This is a genomic window from Bradyrhizobium sp. LB13.1 (assembly GCF_054056815.1).
The window spans coordinates 3,287,315-3,307,686 of record NZ_JBSRYQ010000001.1; the positions used below are offsets into that span (position 1 = coordinate 3,287,315).

The following is a 20,372-nucleotide window of genomic DNA, read 5'->3' on the forward strand; positions in this document are numbered from 1 at the left end:
CTTGCGTCAAAATTGACGAAGCGACCGGGAGCGACAATGCCGCGAGCGTATATCGGCGTCGATGTAGGGACCACGAGCACGCGGGCAGGGGTGTTTGACGAGGCCGGCACCTTGCTGGCGATCGCACGGCATCCGATCAGGATATGGCACGAGGCCGGCGACATCGTCGAACAGTCGTCCCGGGACATCTGGGACGCTTGCACGGCATCGGTGCGGGCCGCGATGGCGGAAGCTGCAATCGCGCCCGACAGCGTCGGCGGCATCGGCTTCGACGCCACCTGTTCCCTTGTGGTGCTCGATTCCAGGGGCGAGCCGGTCACGGTCAGCGCCTCCGGCGACAGGCAACGCAACGTCATCGTCTGGATGGACCATCGCGCTACGGCCGAGGCGCGCGTGATCAACCAGACCGAGGACGCCGTGCTGCGTTACGTCGGCGGCTCGATCTCACCCGAGATGGAGATACCGAAACTGCTGTGGCTGAAGCGGCACATGCGCGCGAGCTTCGATGCCGCCGGTCACTTCTTCGATCTGGCGGATTACCTGACCTGGCGCGCGACCGGCTCGCTGCAGCGCTCGACCTGCACCGTCACCTGCAAATGGAACTACCTCGCGCATGATGGCGGCGGCTGGAGCGCGCCGTTCTTTCAGCGCATCGGCCTCTCGGATTTCGTGGCCGAGAAATATGCCCGGATTGGGACCGAGATCGTCGCCCCCGGTACGCGCCTGGGTGCAGGTCTCACCCGCACTGCCGCAGCTGACCTCGGCCTGGCTGTGGGCACACCGGTCGGTGCGTCCCTGATCGATGCGCATGCCGGCGGCATCGGCGCGATCGGCGGTCGTGATGACTCGGACGGCGCGACCGATGTCAGCGACCGCCTCGCCTATATCATGGGCACGTCGGCCTGCATCATGGCGACGACCAAGGAGCCGTGCTTCGTGCCTGGCGTCTGGGGTCCTTACTATTCCGGCATGGTGCCGAACTTCTGGCTCAACGAAGGCGGTCAGTCGGCTGCGGGCGCGGCGATCGATCATCTCCTCAAATCGCATCCCGGCTTTGCCGAAGCGAGCGCGGCGGCGCGCAGTGAGGGCGTCGACCTCATCGAGTTCCTCGAGCGCCGCATCATCGCACGCGCAGGCGGCGCCAGCCGCGCCGCGCTGCTGGCCCGCGACGTCCATGTCCTTCCCGAGTTCATCGGCAACCGCTCGCCCTACGCCGATCCTGACACGCGCGCGGTGATCGCAGGCCTCGATCTCGATACCGATATCGCCTCGATGGAACGGCTGTTCGTCGCCGGCCTGTGCGGGCTCGCCTATGGGCTTGCCGAGGTGATCGAGGCCTTTGCCGCGCATGGCGTTCGCTCCAGCATCATGATCATGGGCGGAGGAGCGAGCCGTAGCCCGCTGGTGCGGCAGATCATGGCGGACACCACCGGCCTCACGGTCGCGCTGCCGCAGACCAAAGAACCGGTGCTGCTCGGCGCCGCGATGCTCGGCGCGGTGGCCGGCGGCGCCTATGCCTCGATCGGCGAGACCATGGCCAAAATGTCGGCGCTGGGACGGAAGAGCGAGCCGACCGCGTCCGATATCGCCGCCTTTCACGTCGGCAAGCGCGAGGTCTACAAGCTGCTGCGCGAGGTCGATCGCGGCAGCCGTGCCGCGATGGCCAGAGGTTGAGCGAATGCTGATTACCTGCGGCGATGCGCTGATCGATTTCGTCCCGACGCGAAACACCGACGGGCGCGCAGCGGTAATGCCGGCCGTCGGCGGCTCCTGCCTCAACGTCGCGATCGGCATGGCGCGGCTGGGCGCGCCGACAGGCTTCGTCGGCGGCATCTCGACCGACCTGTTCGGGCGCATGATCGCCGATCACGCGACAGCGTCGAATGTCGAACTCGCTCTCGCCACAAGCAGCGATCACCAGACCACGCTCGCCTTCGTTCGCATCGTCGAGGGCGAGTCGCATTACGCCTTCTACGATGCCGAGACTGCGACGCGGAACTGGACCTATCGGCGCGGCACCATTCCATTCGCGACCGTCGAAGCCGTCCATGTCGGCTCGACCACGCTTGTCAATGACCGGGGTGCCGCCGAGACCAAGGCCCTGATCGCGGACGCACGGGCGTTGTCGACAATCTCCTTCGATCCGAACTCCCGGCCCAACCTCGTCAAGGACAAGCCCGCCTATCTCGCGCGCATGGCGGAGTTCGCCGACAGCGCAGATCTCATCAAGATGTCCGACGTCGACTTCGCCTACCTGTTCGGCGACGAGCCGATTCACCAGCGCGCCGGCACGCTGCTCGCACGGGGCGCGAGCCTTGTCGTCATCACCCGCGGCAACAGCGGCGCCATCGCGTGGCATGCGGGGGCAGGGCAGATCGAGGTCGCCGCGCCCAAGGTCGAGGTGGCCGACACCATCGGCGCGGGCGACAGTTTTCAGGCGGCGCTGTTGTTCGCCCTGCACAAGCAGGGGCGTCTCGCCCGACAAGAGTTGAAGGACATCGGCGCGGACGAGCTTCGCCGTGCGCTGTCCTTTGCCGCCAATTGCGCCGGCCTGACCTGCACCCGTCCCGGTGCCGATCCGCCGTGGAGCCACGAGATCAATTGGAGCTGGTAGCTAGCGCGTCAGGCGTTGCCCCATTTCCGAGTTGTCTCGGTGGACTGCGGCCATGCGCAAGCCGAAATGGACAGGATCGGTGCACGCTGGCAAGGTCCGCGTATCCTGACGCGAGGCGGTCCTTCTATGAACGATGATCTCTGTTTCCTGTCCGCCACCGAAATGCGCGCGCGCATCGACCGCAAGGAAGTCTCCCCCGTCGAACTTGTCAGCGCCGTGCTCGCGCGCGCCGAGGCGCTCCAGCCCCAGTTGAACTGCTTCATCACGCTCTGTGGCGGCGAGGCGATGGCAGAGGCGCGCGCGGCCGAGCGCAAAATGATGGCCGGCGAACCGCTCGGCCTGCTGCACGGCATCCCCGTCACCGTCAAGGACATCGTCAACACCAGAGGCGTGAAGACCACTTTCGGCGCCGTTCCCTACAAGGACAATGTGCCGAACGAGGATGCCGTGGCGGTCGCGCGGCTGCGTGCGCAAGGCGCGATCCTGATCGGCAAGACCACCACGCCGGAATTCGGGAGCAAGTGCCTGACCGACTCGCCGCTGTTCGGCCGCACCCGCAACGCCTGGAGCGCGGAGCGGTCGTCGGGCGGCTCCAGCGGCGGCGCGGCGGTCGCCGTTGCCAGCGGCATCGCGCCGCTTGCGATCGCGACCGATGGCGGCGGCTCGACACGGATTCCCGCCGCCTGCAACGGCGTGGTCGGGCTGAAGCAGAGCAACGGCGTCATCCCGCACAGCCAAGCGCTCGATGCCTTCGGCAACCAGACCTATGTCACGCCGATGACGCGAACCGTCGCCGACACCGCGCTGATGATGCAGGCGATGGCCGGCGAGGATTCCTGCGATCCCTGGTCGATCGGCGTTCCCGTGCCTGACTTCATCGGCACCGCTCTGCCGCGCGGCGATCTGCGTGGGCAGAAAATCCTGCACTGCCTGTCGCCGCCCGGACGCCCTGTCTCTGCAGATGTCGACGCCGGCTTCAAGGCGAGTCTCGACCGGCTCGCCGGGCTCGGTGCCGAGCTCGAGGAATTTTCCGGCGAGGGGTTCGACATCGAACCGATCTGGCGCGCCATCAATCACACCGTCTGGCGCACGCGCTTTTCAAAGCTCGTGGCCGAGCACGGCGACGCCCTCAGCGAAGCCTTCGTCAAGCAGGTCGCGCTTGCGACCAACGTCAGCGGCGTCACCTATCAGGAAGCGATGTTCGCGCGCACGGCGTTGTTCCGCCGGGTGCAATCCCTGCTTGCGCGCGGGCACCTGCTGGCGATGCCGACCCTCACGCGCACCGCGCTGCCGATCGATCAAGACCTGTTCGGCACCATCGAGATCGACGGCAAGCACTTTGACAGCGTCCGGCCGCACTGGTTCCCCTGGACCATGCCGTTCAACATGACCGGACACCCCGCCATCAGTCTGCCGTGCTGCTTCGGCCGCGACGGCCTGCCGATCGGCCTTCAACTCGTCGGCCGCTTCCGCAGCGATGCGGACTTGCTGCGCGTGAGCGCGCTGTTCGAGGCGTCGCACGACCTTCTGTCCCGCTGGCCGGATTGAGCAGATGGGCATGCAGCAAAGGACTTGTTTGCAAAGAACTTGCCTCCGGCGCCCGGACGTGTTGATCGTGCCGCGGATGAGCCCTGAATCCGAGCGCGCATGAGCGTATTTGTCCTCCGCCGTCTGCTGACTTTGCTGGCGACGCTGGTCGGCGCATCCGTGATCATTTTTTTGGTGCTGGATGCTCTTCCGGGCAATGCCGCGCAGATGCTGATGGGCGCCGACGCCTCGGCCGACGCGGTGCGCGCGCTCACCGTCAAGCTCGGGCTCGACCAGCCGCTGACGGTTCGCTATTTGCAGTGGATCAAGGGCCTTCTCGTCGGCGATCTCGGCAACTCCTATGTCTACGGCACACCGGTCGCGAGCCTGATCGCGGAGCGGCTGGTGCTGACCATTCCGCTTGCGATCATGGCGATGCTGATCACGGTGACGCTGGCGCTCTCGGCCGGCATCTACACCGCGGCCAATCACAACAAGCTCGGCGATGTCGGCGTGATGTCGCTGACGCAGATCGGCATCGCGCTGCCGAACTTCTGGTTTGCGATCCTGCTGGTGCTGTTATTTTCGGTGCGGCTGCAATGGCTGTCCGCGGGCGGCTTTCCCGGCTGGGAGGACGGCATCTGGCTCGGCATCAAATCGCTGCTGCTGCCTGCGCTCTCGCTGGCGGTGGTGCAGGCCGCGATCCTCGCTCGCGTCACGCGTTCGGCGGTGCTGGAAGTCCTACGTGAAGACTTCGTCCGCACGGCGCGCGCGAAGGGGCTCGGCAAGCGCGAGGTGCTGTGGCGCCACGTGCTGCGCAACGCCATGATCCCTGTGATGACGGTGATGGGGCTGCAATTCGCCAATCTGCTGGCCGGCACCATCGTGATCGAGAACGTGTTCTATCTACCCGGCCTCGGCCGCCTGATCTTCCAGTCGATTGCCAATCGCGATCTGATCGTGGTGCGCAACTGCGTGATGCTGCTCGCGACCATGGTCGTCATCGTCAATTTCGTGGTCGACGTGCTCTATGCTTTCGTCGATCCCCGCATCAAAGTCCACGACCTGTGAGCGCGCCGCTGACCACCCTCGTCGACGCGCCGGCCGCAACGCGTGCTCTGCCGGCCCGGACCTTCTGGCGCCGCGCGCTGCGTCATCGCAGTTTTGTGCTGGGCGGTGCGCTGAGCCTGCTGGTGCTCGCCTCGGCGCTGCTCTCGCTGGTGTGGACGCCGTGGTCACCCTACGAGATCGACATCGCCTCGAAGCTCCGACCGCCCTCGGCCGCGCACTGGCTCGGCACCGACGTCTTCGGCCGCGACATCGTCTCGCTGCTGCTCGCGGGTGCCCGCTCCACCATCATGGTCGGCATCATCGCGGTGAGCATCGGTCTCACCTTCGGCGTCTGCCTCGGCCTGGCGGCGTCGGCCCGGCGCGGCTGGACCGAAGAGATCATCATGCGCTTCTCCGATTTCACCTTCGCCTTTCCGGCCGTGCTGTCCGCGATCATGCTCTCTGCGGTCGTCGGGCCCGGCATGGTGACCTCGATCGTCGCCATCGGCATCTTTCAGGTTCCGACGCTGATCCGGCTGACGCGCGGCTCGGCCAACGCGATCTGGGCGCGCGAATTCGTGCTGGCCGCGCGCGCGGCGGGGAAGGGATATTTCCGCATCACCATCGAGCACGTCCTGCCCAACATCCTGTCGATCCTGATCGTGCAGGCTACCATCCAGTTCGCGCTCGCGATCCTCGCGGAGGCCGCGCTGTCCTATCTCGGGCTCGGTACGCAGCCGCCGCAGCCGTCATGGGGCCGCATGCTGAACGACGCACAGACATTGTTATTCCAGTCGCCGATGCTCGCGGTCTATCCGGGCGCTGCGATCGCGATCGCCGTGCTCGGCCTCAATCTCCTCGGCGACGGATTGCGCGATCTGCTCGATCCACGACTGGCACGGGAGCGATGACGATGGGCGAGCGCTCGACCATGCCGCTCATCGAGGTCGAGAATCTCGGCGTGCGCCTCAACACGAGCCGCGGGCCGGCACAGGCGGTGCGCGGCGTCAGCTTCGTCCTGAAACGCGGCGAGACGCTCGGGCTCGTCGGCGAGTCCGGCTGCGGCAAGTCGGTGACCGCGCTGTCGCTGATGGGACTGCTGCCCGACAGCGCGGTCGTCACCGGCAGCATCAAGCTGGATGGAGGCGAGCTCGTCGGGCTTTCGGATGCGGATTATTGCAGCCTGCGCGGCAACCGCATCAGCATGATCTTCCAGGAGCCGATGACCGCGCTCAACCCAATGCACACGATCGGCCATCAAGTCGCCGAGCCGCTGCGCCGTCACAAGAAATACTCGGCGGCGCAGGCGCGTAAAGAGTCGATCGCCTTGCTCGACCGCGTCGGGCTACCCGATCCGGCCAGGCGCATCGATGCCTATCCGCACCAATTCTCCGGCGGCCAGCGCCAGCGCGTCACCATCGCGATGGCGCTCGCCTGCGAGCCGGACCTTCTGATCGCGGACGAGCCGACCACGGCGCTCGACGTCACTATCCAGGGCCAGATCCTCGACCTCATCGCCGACCTCGTCGATGAACGCGGCATGTCGATGATCCTGATCTCGCACGATCTCGGCGTCATCGCCGAGAACGTGCAGCGGATGATGGTGATGTATGGCGGCACGGTCGTCGAGAGCGGGCCGACCGACGAGGTGTTCCGCCGGATGGGACATCCCTACACGCAGGGCCTGTTCCGCGCCCGGCCGAAGCTCGGCGCACGCAAGGGGACGCGGCTGACGACGATCTCGGGCACGGTGCCGGAGCTCGCGGATCTGCCTTCCGGCTGTACCTTCGCCGATCGGTGTCCGCTCGTGATCGAGTCGTGTCGGACCGCGCTTCCACCGATGGTGGACGTCGGACCTGGCCACTTCGTGCGCTGCATCCGGACGGACGTGTCCATGGCCGCGAATGTTGGAGCGCTGTCCGCATGAGCACGGCGCCTCTTCTCGACGTGAAGGATCTCGAGCAGCGCTACACGTTGCCGCGCGAGAGCCTGTTCCGTCCGCCGGGGCAGGTGCGCGCCCTCAACGGTGTCAGCGTGCGGGTCGATGCCGGCAAGAGCCTCGGCATCGTCGGCGAGTCCGGTTCCGGCAAGTCGACCTTCGCGCGGCTGGTGATGGCGCTGGAGCGGCCGACATCGGGCCAGGTCGCGCTGCTTGGCCGCGACCTCAACCGCATCTCCGCCGACGAATTGCGCCGCGCCCGCCGCGATTTCCAGATGGTGTTCCAGGATCCTTACGGATCGCTCGACCCGCGCCAGACCATTGCGCGCATCGTTGCCGAGCCGCTCACCGTGCTGGAAGACGCCGATCGTAGGACTTTTCACGCGCGCGTCGCTGCGGTGCTGCGGCAGGTGGGTTTACGCGACGCCGACATGGAGAAGTATCCGCACGAGTTCTCCGGCGGCCAGCGCCAGCGCATCGCCATTGCGCGCGCGCTGATCACCCAACCGAAGCTGATCGTCGCCGACGAGCCGGTCTCCGCGCTGGACGTCTCCGTGCAGGCGCAGGTCTTGAACCTGATGCAGGATCTCCAGGAGCAGTTCGGCCTGAGCTACGTCCTGATCAGCCACGACCTCGCCGTCGTCGACTATCTCTGCGACGAGGTCGCGGTGATGTATCTCGGCCGGATCGTCGAGCAGGGCCGTCCCGAGGATTTGTTCGAGCGCTGTGCCCATCCCTATACACGAGCATTGCTGGATGCCGTGCCTCGGGCGCGCGCCGGCGGTGGCCGGCGCCGGCGCGGAGCCCAGGCGATCGCCTCGCAATCGGCGGCCGCGAGCGGATGTCCCTATGTCACCCGTTGTGCGCTCGCCGACCAGCATTGCCGCGAGGTTCTGCCTGAGCTACGCAAGGTGGGCGAGACGCATCTCGCCGCCTGCCACAAGGCGGAGGCCGTGATGGCGTTGCCGCCATTGCCCGTGGAAGGTTAGCGTCCGCGGCGGGATTAGCGTAGGCTGGGAATAGAGAAGGCCGGGAGTTACGCATGTTGAGGAAATTATCGATCGTCGCATTCGCCGCCGCGCTTGCCGCGGCCCCTTTGCCGGTGCTGGCGCAGAGCAAGAAGGACAGCGTCGTCATGGCGATGGCGCTGGAGCCACCCGGCCTCGATCCCACCAACGCCGCCGCCGCCGCGATCGCCGAAGTCACGCTCTATAACATCTACGAGACGCTGACCAAGATCAACGAGGACGGCACCGTCGCGCCGTTGCTGGCGGAGAGCTGGACCGCCTCGCCCGACCTGAAGACCTATACGTTCAAGCTGCGCAAGGGCGTCAAATTCCACAACGGCGAGGCGTTCGATTCCGCGGCGGTCAAGTTCTCGTTCGAGCGCAACGCTGTCGCCACCAGCACCAACAAGGACAAGAGCCTGTTCCAGGCCTTCGAGAAGGTCGATGCGCCCGACGCCGATACGGTCGTGATCTCGGTGAAATATTCCGAGCCGAACTTGCCGTTCCTGCTGGGGCAGGCGAGCGGCTCGATCGTCGAGCCGAAGAGCGCACCCACCAACGGCACGCAGCCGGTCGGCACCGGGCCTTATCAGCTCGGGGCCTGGGCCAAGGGCTCTTCGATCACACTGAACAAATGGGGCGATTATCGCAACGCCGCCGCGATCAAGCTGTCGAAGGTGACGATCCGCTTCATTTCCGATCCGGCGGCGCAGACCGCGGCGCTGCTCTCCGGCGACGTCGATGCGTTCCCACGCGTGTCGGCCCAGCGCACTATCGCCCAGTTCAAGGCCGATCCACGCTTCAACGTCATGGTCGGCGGCTCCCGCGCCAAGACCATCGTCGGCATCAACGAGCGCAAGAAGCCGCTCGACGACGTCCGCGTGCGCCGTGCCATCCTCGCCGCGATCGACCGCAAGGCGATGATCGACGGCGCGGTTGACGGTTTCGGCACGCCGATCGGCAGCTTCTACGTGCCGGGCGCGCTCGGCTTCGTCGACACCACCGGCATCAATCCCTACGACCCCGAGAAGGCGAAGAAGCTGCTGGCGGAAGCCGGCATCACCACGCCGCTCGAGCTGTCGCTGAAACTTCCGCCGCCGTCCTATGCGCGGCAGGGCGGCGAGATCCTGGCGGCTCAGCTCGCCAAGGTCGGTATCATCGCCAAGATCGAGAACGTCGAATGGGCGCAATGGCTGTCGCAGGTGTTCGCCGGCAACGGTCCGCACAATTTCGATCTCACCATCGTCAGCCATGTCGAGCCGATCGACCTCGTCAAGATCACCGAGCCGGACTACTACCTCGGCTACAACAACGCGGCGTTCAACGCGCTTTACAAGCAGATCGTGTCGACGCCGGAAGAAGGCGCCCGCGCAAAGCTTCTCGGCGATGCGCAGCGCATGCTGGCAACCGACGCAGTCTCCGGCTATTTGTACCAGCCGCAGCTGATCACCATCACCAACAAGAAGCTGAAGGGCGTCTGGAGGCACGTGCCCCAGTACGAGAACGATTTCTCGACATGGGCGTGGGAGTAGGTCGGGCAGCTCGATTGCGTGATTTCGGTGACGATCTCTCCCAACGGAAGAGATCGTCACGACCCGGTCCAAACAAAAACCGGAAAAACAACCCCATGCACAGTAGCCGGGGATAATCATTTCAATGGTTTGCGCGTAGCGTGATTCACCGGTTTGCGCGCTGCGCGTTCCGCGATGCCATTGACCCGTCGGGCAAAACACCGGCATGATGGCATCGTCGAAGGAGGCCGCGCCCTCTTGGTTGGATTACGCCGCCTCTGATGCTCCCCGGCTTTGAACGATCGGAACCCTCATGCGTTAGCTCAGCGCAGGATGGCCGCATGCCGTGCGATCCGGCGCTAGGGTATGCGGAGTTCGGTTCTTGCTCAAACTGTACAGGTGGCCATCCGACGAGTGGCAGAACATTGGCGCGGAAATGCCGTCCGAGATCATCTGGGCTGATCTTTTGGATGCGACCGCGCAGGAAAAGCAATTCGTCGAGCGATTGCTGAAGATACGCATTCCGTCCGCGGAGTCGCTCAGCGAGATCGAGGCGTCGAGCCGCCTGATCTTCGATCACGGCACGCTTTATCTCGGCTCGCCCGCGGTCCGGCTCAACGAGGACAACGAGGCCGAGATTACGCCGGTGGGTTTTATCATTGGCCCGCATGTGCTGGTGACGGTGCGCTTTGCGGAGCTGCCCATCTTCGACCAGGTCAGCAAGCGCGTCGGCTCCGATGACACCCTCGAGAACGGCATGTGCGTGTTCACCAGCCTGCTCGAGGCCATGATCGACCGCGGCGCCGATGCTCTGGAGCATCTCGCCGTGAGAGTCGATACGCTGTCGCGGAGCGTCTTCAGGGGCGGACTGGTTCGCACCAAGCGGCCGATCCGGTCCAGCCGCAGGATGCGCGAGGCGCTGGAAAACATCGGTGAACTGGCCGACCGTCTCGCCAAGACGCGCGACGTCCTGCTAGGCGTCGGGCGAATTGCGTCGTTTGCCGGCGACGTCGGAAGCGAATGGATCACGGAGGCATCGAAGAAGCGGCTTCACGCCGTATCGAAGGACGTCGTTTCGCTCGGCGACTACGAGACGCGGCTGACCGACAAGATCCAGCTTCTGCTCGATGCCGTGCTCGGGTTCATCAACATCCAGCAGAACGAGCTGTTCAAGATTTTGACGATCGTCTCCGTCGTCGGTGTGCCGCCCACGATCCTGGTCGGCATCTGGGGCATGAACTTCAAGCACATGCCGGAGCTGGACTGGACGTTCGGCTATCTGTTGGCGTGGCTCGCCATCATTGCCAGCGGCGTCCTGCCGCTGATCTGGTTCAAGCGGCGCGGCTGGTTCGAGTAAGTAGCGGCGCACCGCTTGGAACGATGCGCCGTCTGTTGGTTCAGGCCGCCTTCGCGTTGCCGCTGCCGATCCAGTCGCGGGCGAGCGTCACGTCGGCTTGCGACAATTGATGGCCCGCCGGCAGGATCTTGTGATCGACACGCGCACCCGCCTCGGAGAGCAGCACTGCAAGCTTCGACGAGTTGCTTGCCGGCACGATCGGGTCGCCTTGCCCCGACAACAGTAGGACTGGCTTGCCCGCAAGCTCGGCCTTCGGCGAATCCGACAGCGGCACCATCGCGCGCAGCAGGATCGCGCCTGCCAGCACATCCGGCTTCAGCAGCAACAGCGCGGCGGCGATGTTGGCACCGTTGGAGAAGCCGACCGCGACCGGGGCGGCGATGCCGTATCGCTGCCGCGCATCTGCCACGAAGTCGCTAAGTTCGAGTGCGCGCCGGCGCACATCCTCCTCGTCGAACACGCCCTCTGCGAGACGGCGGAAGAAGCGCGGCATGCCGTGCTCGAGCACGCGGCCGCGCGGCGAGAGCAGGGCGGACCCGGGCGAGATCATCTTGCCGAGCCCGAGCAGATCGTTCTCGTCGCCGCCGGTGCCGTGCAGCAACAGGAGTGGGCGCGAGCCCGCGCTGGTCGCGGGCTCGAAACGGTGGATGAATGAATTCCCGGTCACGACACCCTCTCTTCCAAATTCGGCAGGACACCCTCGATCTGCTTGCGTTGCGCTTCGAGGAAGCTCGGCAGCTTCAGGTCACGTCCCAGCGTCGCGACGGGCTCGTCGACGGCGAAACCGGGAATATCGGTCGCGATCTCGAACAGCACGCCGCCGGGTTCGCGGAAGTAGATCGAGCGGAAGTAGTTGCGGTCCCTCTGCTCGGTCGGCTGCAGGCCGTGATTGCTCACGAGCTTTTGCGCCATCTTGCCCTGCTCGGCATCGTCGACCGCGCGGAAGGCGATGTGGTGCACGGAGCCGCCCCCCTGATGCCCGCGCAAAAATCCCTTGGCCTCGTAGATGTCGACGACGCTGCCTTCGACATTACCCGGTGCCTTGAAGCGGATCACGGAGCCTTCGCGACCGGTCTCCTTGAAGCCGAACACGTCGGTGAGGACGGCGGCCGTCTTCGCCGCGCTATCGAGCAGCAACGTCACGCCGTGGAAGCCGCGGATCGCGTGCTCGGCCGGCACGTCGCCGTTGCTCCAGCCGGGCTCGTTCTCGGCACCGGGAACGCCGACAAGCGCGAGTGCCATGCCGTCAGGGTCGGTGAACGGCAGCACGGACTCGCCAAAGCGCTTCTCCAGCGCCTCGTAAGCAACGCCCTTCTCGGTGAAGCGCTGCGTCCAATAGCCGAGCGAGCGTTGCGGCACCCGGAAGGCGGTCTGGTGCGTTTCGCCGACGCCGCGGCGCCCGGCCGGCACGCCGGCCCACGGGAAGAAGGTCAGGATGGTGCCGGGGCGGCCGGTCTCGTCACCATAATAGAAGTGGTAGGTGCCGGGATCGTCGAAATTGACCGTCTTCTTGACGAAGCGCAGGCCCAGATCCCTGGTGTAAAACCCGAAATTCCTGATGGGATCGCCGGCGATCGCGGTGACGTGGTGCAGTCCAGACATTGTCGTCCTCCAAAACTCGGGGAGCGGTCTTGCTCTGGCCGTCAATATCGTGCCGCTTTGGATTGGAGACAATCCATGCAAATATGACGTCTATGTCTACAATTTGGAAACAATCCCGGAGGCCTGCCCTTGGATAAGGTGGTCAGCCTCCGGGCCTTCGTGAAAGTTGTCGAAAGCGGCAGCTTTGCCGAGGCCGGCCGCCAGTTGCGGCTGTCGCGCTCGGCGATCAGCAAATACATCGCCGACCTCGAGGAGAACCTCGGCGTCCAGCTCCTGAATCGGACCACGCGGCATACGAGCCCGACCGAGAACGGCCAGCGCTATTTCGAGCGCGCGCTCGTGATCCTCTCGGAAATCGAGGCCGCCGATCAGGCGGTGACGCAAGCCCAGTCGGCGCCGCGCGGCTTGTTGCGCGTCAACGCGCCGATGTCGTTCGGCACGATGCGGCTCGGGCCGGTGCTTGCCGATTTCATGGCACGGTATCCGGAGCTGCAGCTCCAACTGGTCCTCAGCGACGACCTGCTCGATCCCGTCCAGGACGGCTTTGACGTGACGTTGCGGATCGCGGAATTGGAGTCCTCGAGCCTGATCGCGCGAAAAATCATGCCGGTGGCGCGCATGATCTGCGCTTCGCCCGATTATCTCGCACGTCACGGCACGCCAAAACATCCGCAGGATCTGCGCGAGCATGCGTCGCTGACCTACGGCTTCCTGCTCACCGGCAATCAGTGGAAGCTGACAGGCGCCGATGGCGATCACTGGATCCAGCCGGCCTGGTCGCTCTGCGTCAACAATGCCGAAGTGCTGCGCGATGTCGCGATCAAGGGCAGGGGGCTCGCACTGCTTCCCGAGTTCATCGCCGCCGATGCCTTGCGGAAAGGCCAGCTGCGGACGGTGCTGGACGACTATTCAGCGCCGCCGCTCGCGCTCTATGCGGTGTATCCGCCGACCCGGCACCTGTCGGTGAAGGTGCGGTTGTTCATCGACTTTCTGGTCGAACGTTTTGGCCGAGAGGACGACGAAGCAGGCGGGCGCAAACCCGCCGCGGCCAGTTGACCGGACGCTGTTAGGCCGGCCGGAGCAATTCGTCCAGCGCGCTCATCGAGTCCTGCCGAAGCGCGACCAGCTCGCTGGCGGCATTCTGGCATTCGAACGGTGACATCGTGGCTGCTGCCAGCTCGATCTCGCGGCAGCGCTCGAACAGGCGGACGAGGCCGAGCGCGCTCGCGGCGCTGCCGAGTTGATGCGCGCAACGCGCGAACTGCGTGTGTTCGCCAATCTCGGCGGCCTTGGCGATGTCGCCGATCAGTTGCTCGCTCGTTTGATGCAGAAGCCGGCGGAGCTTTTCGATTTGCGCGGCGCCCAGCAGCTCCTTCTGGTCGTCGATGAAATGCCGGTCGATCAACGCGCCCGCGGCAAGTTGCACTGCTGCCGGCTCGTCCCGCGGTTCGTCCTCGATCGCCTCGCGCAGCGCATTGATCAGGATAGGCTTGCTGACGATCTTGGCGATGCCTGCCCCTGCAAGCCGTTCGCGGGCGCGGCGCGACACATCGGCCGTCACCGCGATGATGCGCGGCATCCTCGGCAGACCAAGCCTGCCGATCCGCGACGCCGCCTCCACGCCGTCCATGTCGGGCATGTGCAGATCCATCAGGATGATGTCGAACGCCTGGTCGCGGGCGAGTGCGATAGCCGACGCTCCGTTCGTGGCGATCGTGGGGTGGTGGCCGAGCCTCTTCAGCATGGCTTCGCCGACCTCGCAATTGACGGGATCGTCGTCGACCAGCAGCACGCGAAGCTGCCGCGATGATGGCTGAACCGCGCCTTGTGCGATGCCGCTCGCGGCGATGCCGAGCGGCACTTCAAGCATGAATGAGCTGCCTGCACCCGGCGTGCTCGCCACCGTCAACTCGCCGCGCATCAGGCGGGTAAGGCGGCGTGCGATTGCGAGCCCCAGGCCAGTGCCGCCGAACCGCCGCGCGATGCTGTCGTCGGCCTGGACGAAATCCTCGAAAATCCGCTCGTGCATGTCGGGCGCGATGCCGATGCCGGTATCGCGAACGGTGATGCGCAGCAGGGCATGATCGTCATGATGCGCGGCGGCGGCGTTCAGGCCGATGCCGCCGCGCGGGGTGAACTTGATCGCGTTGCCGATCAAATTGAGCAGGATGCGATTGAGCCGCACGGGATCGCCGTGCACCGAGGTATTAACTGTCGCATCGCAGGCGAGGTCGAAGGTCAGTCCCTTGCCGAAGGCCTGCGGCCGCATCAGATCGACGGCCGTTTCGATGAGCTGGTCGAGCCGGAAATCACGCGTTTCCAGAGTTTCGGCGCTGGCCTCCAGGCGTGCATATTCCAGGATGGCATCGACCAGCGCGATCAGCGTTTCCCCCGACGCAGCTGCGGTCGTGAGGCCGCGCCGCTGCGCTTCACCGAGGCTGCCGTCGTCGAGCAGTTGCAGCACGCCCATGACGCCGTTCAACGGCGTGCGCAGCTCGTGGCTGACGACCGCGAGAAAGCGCGATTTTGTCTCGTTGGCCGCCACCGCCGCGCTGCGCGCGCGCTCGGCGGCGTCGTGCTCGGCAAGCGCCTGGTCTCGGGTCTTCTCCAGCTCCGAGGTGCGCTCGATCACCTTGCGTTCGAGTGTCGCATAGGATTCGCGCAAGTGAGCGGCCATCCGGTTGAACTGATCGCCGAGCGCCTCCAGCTCGTCGCCGGTCTTGATCGCGAGCCGCAGGCCGAGGTCGCCGCTCTCGATCCGCCGCGCGCCCTGCGTCAGGATCTGGATCGGCACGGTCATGCGCCGGCTGAGAAACAAAGAGACGAGCACCGCACAGGCCAGCAGAATGACCAGAAGAAATGTCGAACGTCCGATCGATGCATAGATCGGCTCGTAGGCTTCGCTGAGCGGGAGCTCGACGAACACCAGCCAGCCCAGTGAGGGGACCGTCGCATAGGTCGACAGCACGCGTTGACCGGACAGATCCTCCTTGACCAGGCCGCCCGAGGGCGGACCGACGCCATCGAGTGCGGCGCGGACGTCCGCATGGCTGGAGAGATCGCTGCGACGCAGTGCCGGCCACAAATCGGGATGTGCGATCAACACCCCCATCCGATCGACCACGTAGGCCTTGCCGGTGTTGCCCACCCTGATTCCGGCGACGAGGTCCCAGATGAAGCGAAGATTGACCTCAGCGACAATTACATTCGGCGCGAGGCCCGTGCCGCGTGTGGCAAGCGTCATGAACGGTTCGGTGTCACCGAGGAAGTAGACCGGTCCGTAATAGGCGCGGCTTTCGTTGGCGCCGCGAAAGGCGGGCAAGGTGGAGAGATCGGTCTTGCTGCCGATCCTGTCCGCGACACGGCGCGACACGCGCACCTGCTCGCGGCCCTGCGCGTCGAGCTCGGCGATTTCCGCGATCGCGGGCGAGAGACGCAGGAGGCGGATGGCGTTCAGACGATCGTCCTCGTTCGTGGACAGCTCGGGGGGCAGGCGGGAGAGCCATCTGATCTGGCTTTCGATCTGGCCGATGAACTGGCCGATCTGAATGGCCGCGGACGCTGCCTGCTCGCGCTGGGTCGCCGCCAGAAGCTGCTTCTGCTCGCGATATGAGAACCAGACGTCCAAGCCGGTGTTGATGGCAAGCGCGGCGAAGGCGAGGGCGGCGATCGAGTAGAGGTATTTTCGGAACAGCCGGCCGGGAGGCGTCCGCAAATTTCCGTGGTCGATCGTCTCGTTCACTCGCGGATCTCGTCGGCGCGTGCGAGCAGCGTGAATGGGATCGTCAAATCCAGCGCGCGGGCGACCGTGCGGTTGATCAGGAGCTCGTATTTCCGCGGCGCTTGCACCGGAAGATCGCCGGCCTTGGTGCCGCGCAGGATGAGATCGACATAGTCGGCTGAGCGCACTTCAAGCGTCGGCCCATAGCTCATCAGCCCGCCCGCATCCATGAAATAGTGGAACGGGTAAATCGTGGGAACGCGGTATTTCGCGGTTGCCGCGACGATGGCCTGCCGGTTGACCACCAGAAAGCTGTCGACGAGCGCGATCATCGCCGCCTTTGGCGGTTCGGAAAAGCGGCTGATCGCGCCGTCGATGTCCGCTGCCGTGCTGACGGGCGCGAGCACCACCGCCAGTCCGGACGCCGCGGCTTCTTGCTCGAGGGAGTCGAGGTAGAATCGTCCGGCGCCGGGCGTGGTCGCCGGATTGAACAGGACGCCAACGCGCGCGATATCCGGCACGGCCTCCCGGACGAGCTGAAGCCATTTGCCGCCCATCTCGGCGGTGCTGCTGGTGAAGCCTGTGACGTTGCCGCCGGGATGTGCGAGGCTTTGGACGAAGCCATTGCCGACAGGGTCGTTCGAGGTCGCGAAGACGATCGGGATGGTTTTGGTGACTGCGAGGACGGCCCCGGTTTCGACTGTCGAGCCGGTCAGGATCACGTCCGGCTTGAGCGCCAGCAATTCCTGGACTGCGGCCTTCAGTCTATCCGGTGCGCCGAAGGTCGAACGGAGCTCGAAGCGGAAATTGACGCCTTCGACCCAACCTCGCTGCCTCAAGCCCACGATGAGACCACCCAGGCGAGAGGTCGGGCTGTCGATCATGCTTCTTCTGGTTAATTCGTCGTCGAGCCGCAATGCGGTCAGCGATGCGACCACCCGCATGCGATCAGATGTTGCGCCGAGCGCCAGCCATCCCGCAGCGGTTGTCCCCGCAAGGCGAATGAACCCGCGGCGATCGACCGCGAGCGCGGAAGGCCGTTCGGTCATGAAAGTCTTTGCATGATGGTTTGCCCCAAGCCGATGCTTAGCGCGAACGGCCGGCATCCACAATTGATGAAAAAATGTGTTTGTGACTGCTCATTCGCAGCGTTTGGCAGCCCGATACCGTATTCCTACGCCGCCAGAGAGTCGCTGTTTCGAACCTTGTCTACTCCGTGACACCTTGTAACGCATTGCGGCGCTGCAACATTTTCCGTCTCGGTTGCGATGACGGTTCGGGGGAAGCCGATTCGTAGCTGCCGATTTTTAAAGCGTTGTTTCAAGTTTTTTCGAAGGTTTTCGATGCGCAAAATCTATCTCGTTCCGGCCCTCGTTGGCCTGCTCACCTCTGTTGCAACCGGGCCCCTTGCGGCCCAGGGCGCCGTGCCGAAGCAGAAAACTGCGCCCGCAACAAGGGCTGCTGCTGCTGCTGCCGGTACGCCGGTCGCTGCCGGCGCGACGTCGGCCGCTGCCGCCGAGACGCCAACCCCAGACGACAAGATCAAGGCGATCGACGGCTTCCGCTCCGCCAAGTTCGGCATGAACGAGGCCGACGTGCGCGCGGCGATGACGAAGGACTTCAATGCCAAGTCCGACGCGATCAAGGTTCAGGACAACGCGTCCGAATTGACGCGGAGCGTCCTGCTCTCCGTTCCGGAGCTTCTGCCGAACGGCGGCACCGCCGAGCTGTCTTACGTGTTCGGCTACAAGTCCAAGTCGCTGATCCAGATCGGCGCGGTCTGGTCGAAGGGCACCGACGCGGCGATCACGGCGGAGAAGCTGTTCTCCAATGCCAACATCCTGCGCGCCCATTTCCTCAGCGAGGGCTTCAAGCCCGACTCCATCGCGGTCAACATGCCCGTCAGCGGCGGCATCGTGATGTTCCGCGGCAGCGACGCCAAGGATCGCTCGGTCATCCTGCTTCTCCAGGGCACGTTCGAGAACAAGGAGAACAACCAGCGTGTGCTGACGCCGACCAGCCTGCTGCTGTTCTACGTCGCCGATGCCAAGAGCCCTGACATCTTCAAGCTGCCGCCCGGCCAGTTCTGATGCCGGAACGTTTCCACGACATTCTCCCACCCGGTTGTGGATCGGCGCCAATGCCGATGAAGAGGATCTGAAATGCGCCGACCATCTGCAAAGCGAGACAATGACGAGCTGACGCTGCGCCGACTTGCGCGTTTCCGTTCGATGTCACTGCTCTGCGCGATGCAGATGGTCTTCCTGCCAGTGTTCAGCGTCCGCCTTCAGGCGCAGCCGGCGAACGTGATCACGCCGGACGGCCGCACCGGGACCAGCCTTCAGACCTCCGGCAGCGTAACCAACGTCACGACGTCGACGGTGTCCGGCAACAGCGCCTTCAACTCGTTCTCGCAGTTCAGCGTCGGGCAGGGCAACACCGTCAATTTGCAGCTGCCGACCGGGACGCAAAATCTCGTCAATATCGTTCGCGACGCTCCGGTCTACGTCAACGGCACACTGAACTCCTACATGAACGGTGCGATCGGCGGTAACGTCTATTTCGCCGATCCCAAGGGTTTCGTGGTCGGCCGCAGCGGCACGGTCAATGTCGGCAGCCTCAACGTCTCGACACCGACGCGCGAGTTCACCGACAGCCTGATCGGCGCGGGGGGCCAGATCAACGGCTCGGCGGTCGGCAATCTGATGGCAGGGTCGTTCCCGGTCTCGCCTGACGGCAATATCCGTATTTACGGCCGGATCAACGCCCAGGACGGTGTCCGCCTGACAGGGCAGAACATCTTCGTCGGCGGGGGCGCGAGCCAGCGCGACATCGCCAATCTCGATCACGCCGCCAAATTTTCCGCCTCGGTCAATTCGAAGGGGCTGCGCAGCGCCGCGGCGATTACCGTGCGCAATGGCTCGATTCACATCGGCGCCGTCAACAACGCCACCGTGAACGGACGGTTGACGGCACGCAGCAAGAGCACGACGCCGAGCAGCATCACCGTTGTGGCCGGCAACAAGGCCGAGCTCGGCAAGAATGCGCGGTTGAGCACGGCGAGCAAGACTGCGGATGCCGGCGGCGTTCTCGTCAAGGCCGGCAACGACGTGACCGTCAAGAGCGGCGCCAAGATCAATGCCAGCTCGAAAGCGGGCAACGCGGGTCTGGTCGAGCTGAGCGGAAACGGCGTCATCGACGTGGGCCGCGGTGTTACCATCAACCTCGCCGCGCCCAACGGCCGGGCCGGCACGCTGCTGATCGACCCGACCGATGTGGTGATCGGCGACATGAGCCAGGGCGACGTTGGCGTAACCCTCGGGAACACGTCCGTCGCCAACGCCATCGCGGCGCTGAGCGCCGGCGGCACCTATCTGGTTCAGGCCGACCATTCGGTCACGCTGGCCGCGCATGCGGTGATCGATGCCCGCAACCTCGACGCCGCCAAGACTCATTCCGTCGGCAACGCCATCAATGTCGAGATCGACGCGCCGACCATCAGCATCGTCAACGGAGCAAAGATTCTCGCCCAGGCGATCAATATTAGTGGAACGACCTACACCAGCGGCAGCGTCACGCTGACGGCGACGGCGAACGACACCAAGTTGTCGGGCCAAGCCACCGCGACCACTGGAATCACGATCGATGGCCAGATCACTGGCGGCGACATCTCGATCGGCGCGACCTCGACGGCGACATCGAGCTTCACGAGCTCGGTCCCTGGCCTCTTCACGCTGGTCGGCACCACGCTTGCGGCCTCGCTGCTCGGCCTCAACGGCGGCTATGTGGCGGCGAGCGCCACGGCGGTGGTCAACATCAATGGCAACGCCAACATCAACGGCGCCGGCAACGTCGACATCACGTCGCACGGCTCGGAAACGGCGCAGGATCCGGCGCTGGCGAGCACCTTGCTCGGCGGCTCGCCGATCGGCGCCGCCGCTGTCGTCGGCAAGCTCGACGGCAACGTCACCACCAACGTGGCCTCCGGCGCCACGATCAGCGCGGGCGGCAACCTCAACATCCACGCCATCAATGACGCCACGC

The 20,372-nt window shown here is 65.1% G+C and carries 17 protein-coding genes and 1 pseudogene; 12 read left to right on the forward strand and 6 right to left on the reverse strand.

What is annotated here, in order from left to right; all coding sequences use genetic code 11:
• Nucleotides 1–36 precede the first annotated feature (36 nt).
• The 9 genes from ACVWYI_RS15475 (at nucleotide 37) to ACVWYI_RS15515 (ending at nucleotide 11,005) form a co-directional block, all read left to right on the forward strand.
• Nucleotides 37–1,674: an FGGY-family carbohydrate kinase gene (locus ACVWYI_RS15475; RefSeq protein WP_456662501.1), complete on the forward strand. Its 1,638-nt coding sequence runs from the start codon at nucleotides 37–39 to the stop codon at nucleotides 1,672–1,674.
• A gap of 4 nt (nucleotides 1,675–1,678) precedes the next feature.
• Nucleotides 1,679–2,614, forward strand: coding sequence for a carbohydrate kinase family protein (locus ACVWYI_RS15480; RefSeq protein ID WP_456662502.1), 936 nt, complete (start codon nucleotides 1,679–1,681; stop codon nucleotides 2,612–2,614).
• Nucleotides 2,615–2,740: 126 nt separating this feature from the next.
• Nucleotides 2,741–4,162, forward strand: coding sequence for an amidase (locus ACVWYI_RS15485; protein ID WP_456662503.1), 1,422 nt, complete (start codon nucleotides 2,741–2,743; stop codon nucleotides 4,160–4,162).
• A 99-nt stretch (nucleotides 4,163–4,261) separates the two neighbouring features.
• The gene (locus tag ACVWYI_RS15490; protein ID WP_456662504.1) at nucleotides 4,262–5,212 is read left to right on the forward strand and encodes an ABC transporter permease; all 951 of its coding nucleotides are present in this window, start codon (nucleotides 4,262–4,264) and stop codon (nucleotides 5,210–5,212) included.
• Nucleotides 5,209–6,102, forward strand: a complete 894-nt coding sequence (locus tag ACVWYI_RS15495; RefSeq protein ID WP_456662505.1) for an ABC transporter permease — start codon at nucleotides 5,209–5,211, stop codon at nucleotides 6,100–6,102. Before ACVWYI_RS15490 ends, ACVWYI_RS15495 begins: the two co-directional genes overlap by 4 nt.
• A gap of 2 nt (nucleotides 6,103–6,104) precedes the next feature.
• Nucleotides 6,105–7,118, forward strand: coding sequence for an ABC transporter ATP-binding protein (locus tag ACVWYI_RS15500; protein WP_456662506.1), 1,014 nt, complete (start codon nucleotides 6,105–6,107; stop codon nucleotides 7,116–7,118).
• Nucleotides 7,115–8,119 (forward strand): ABC transporter ATP-binding protein, encoded by a 1,005-nt coding sequence (locus ACVWYI_RS15505; protein ID WP_456662507.1) that lies wholly within the window; start codon nucleotides 7,115–7,117, stop codon nucleotides 8,117–8,119. Before ACVWYI_RS15500 ends, ACVWYI_RS15505 begins: the two co-directional genes overlap by 4 nt.
• A 53-nt stretch (nucleotides 8,120–8,172) precedes the next feature.
• Entirely contained in the window at nucleotides 8,173–9,669 is a 1,497-nt protein-coding gene (locus tag ACVWYI_RS15510; protein WP_456650578.1) for an ABC transporter substrate-binding protein, read from the forward strand.
• Nucleotides 9,670–10,030: 361 nt separating this feature from the next.
• Nucleotides 10,031–11,005 (forward strand): magnesium transporter CorA family protein, encoded by a 975-nt coding sequence (locus ACVWYI_RS15515; protein ID WP_354068443.1) that lies wholly within the window; start codon nucleotides 10,031–10,033, stop codon nucleotides 11,003–11,005.
• 40 nt (nucleotides 11,006–11,045) lie between these two features.
• Here ACVWYI_RS15515 and ACVWYI_RS15520 read toward each other — a convergent pair whose 3' ends face one another.
• Together ACVWYI_RS15520 and ACVWYI_RS15525 are read right to left on the reverse strand one after the other, a co-directional pair.
• On the reverse strand, nucleotides 11,046–11,672 hold the full coding sequence (locus tag ACVWYI_RS15520) for an alpha/beta hydrolase (RefSeq protein WP_456662508.1): 627 nt from the start codon (nucleotides 11,670–11,672) through the stop codon (nucleotides 11,046–11,048).
• Nucleotides 11,669–12,607 carry a ring-cleaving dioxygenase gene (locus ACVWYI_RS15525; RefSeq protein WP_456662509.1) on the reverse strand — a complete coding sequence of 313 codons (939 nt, stop codon included), beginning with the start codon at nucleotides 12,605–12,607 and terminating at the stop codon, nucleotides 11,669–11,671. The genes ACVWYI_RS15520 and ACVWYI_RS15525 overlap by 4 nt, the downstream gene beginning before the upstream one ends.
• Nucleotides 12,608–12,736: 129 nt before the next feature.
• On the opposite strand from ACVWYI_RS15525, the gene ACVWYI_RS15530 reads away from it, so the two are divergent.
• Nucleotides 12,737–13,663: a LysR substrate-binding domain-containing protein gene (locus ACVWYI_RS15530; RefSeq protein WP_456662510.1), complete on the forward strand. Its 927-nt coding sequence runs from the start codon at nucleotides 12,737–12,739 to the stop codon at nucleotides 13,661–13,663.
• 10 nt (nucleotides 13,664–13,673) lie between these two features.
• On the opposite strand, the gene ACVWYI_RS15535 is transcribed toward ACVWYI_RS15530, so the two are convergent.
• Nucleotides 13,674–16,349: an ATP-binding protein gene (locus ACVWYI_RS15535; RefSeq protein ID WP_456662511.1), complete on the reverse strand. Its 2,676-nt coding sequence runs from the start codon at nucleotides 16,347–16,349 to the stop codon at nucleotides 13,674–13,676.
• Nucleotides 16,346–17,377, reverse strand: a complete 1,032-nt coding sequence (locus tag ACVWYI_RS15540) for an ABC transporter substrate-binding protein (protein WP_456662512.1) — start codon at nucleotides 17,375–17,377, stop codon at nucleotides 16,346–16,348. Before ACVWYI_RS15540 ends, ACVWYI_RS15535 begins: the two co-directional genes overlap by 4 nt.
• A 294-nt stretch (nucleotides 17,378–17,671) precedes the next feature.
• On the opposite strand from ACVWYI_RS15540, the gene ACVWYI_RS15545 reads away from it, so the two are divergent.
• Both ACVWYI_RS15545 and ACVWYI_RS15550 read left to right on the forward strand, forming a co-directional pair.
• Nucleotides 17,672–18,418: a hypothetical protein gene (locus ACVWYI_RS15545; protein WP_456662513.1), complete on the forward strand. Its 747-nt coding sequence runs from the start codon at nucleotides 17,672–17,674 to the stop codon at nucleotides 18,416–18,418.
• Nucleotides 18,419–18,583: 165 nt separating this feature from the next.
• Nucleotides 18,584–19,306 (forward strand): annotated as a pseudogene (locus ACVWYI_RS15550) (leukotoxin LktA family filamentous adhesin); the annotation flags it as partial.
• Between the two features lie 578 nt (nucleotides 19,307–19,884).
• Here ACVWYI_RS15550 and ACVWYI_RS15555 read toward each other — a convergent pair.
• Nucleotides 19,885–20,073, reverse strand: a complete 189-nt coding sequence (locus ACVWYI_RS15555; RefSeq protein ID WP_456662514.1) for a hypothetical protein — start codon at nucleotides 20,071–20,073, stop codon at nucleotides 19,885–19,887.
• Between the two features lie 36 nt (nucleotides 20,074–20,109).
• On the reverse strand, nucleotides 20,110–20,358 hold the full coding sequence (locus tag ACVWYI_RS15560; protein ID WP_456662515.1) for a hypothetical protein: 249 nt from the start codon (nucleotides 20,356–20,358) through the stop codon (nucleotides 20,110–20,112).
• Between the last annotated feature and the right edge of the window lie 14 nt (nucleotides 20,359–20,372).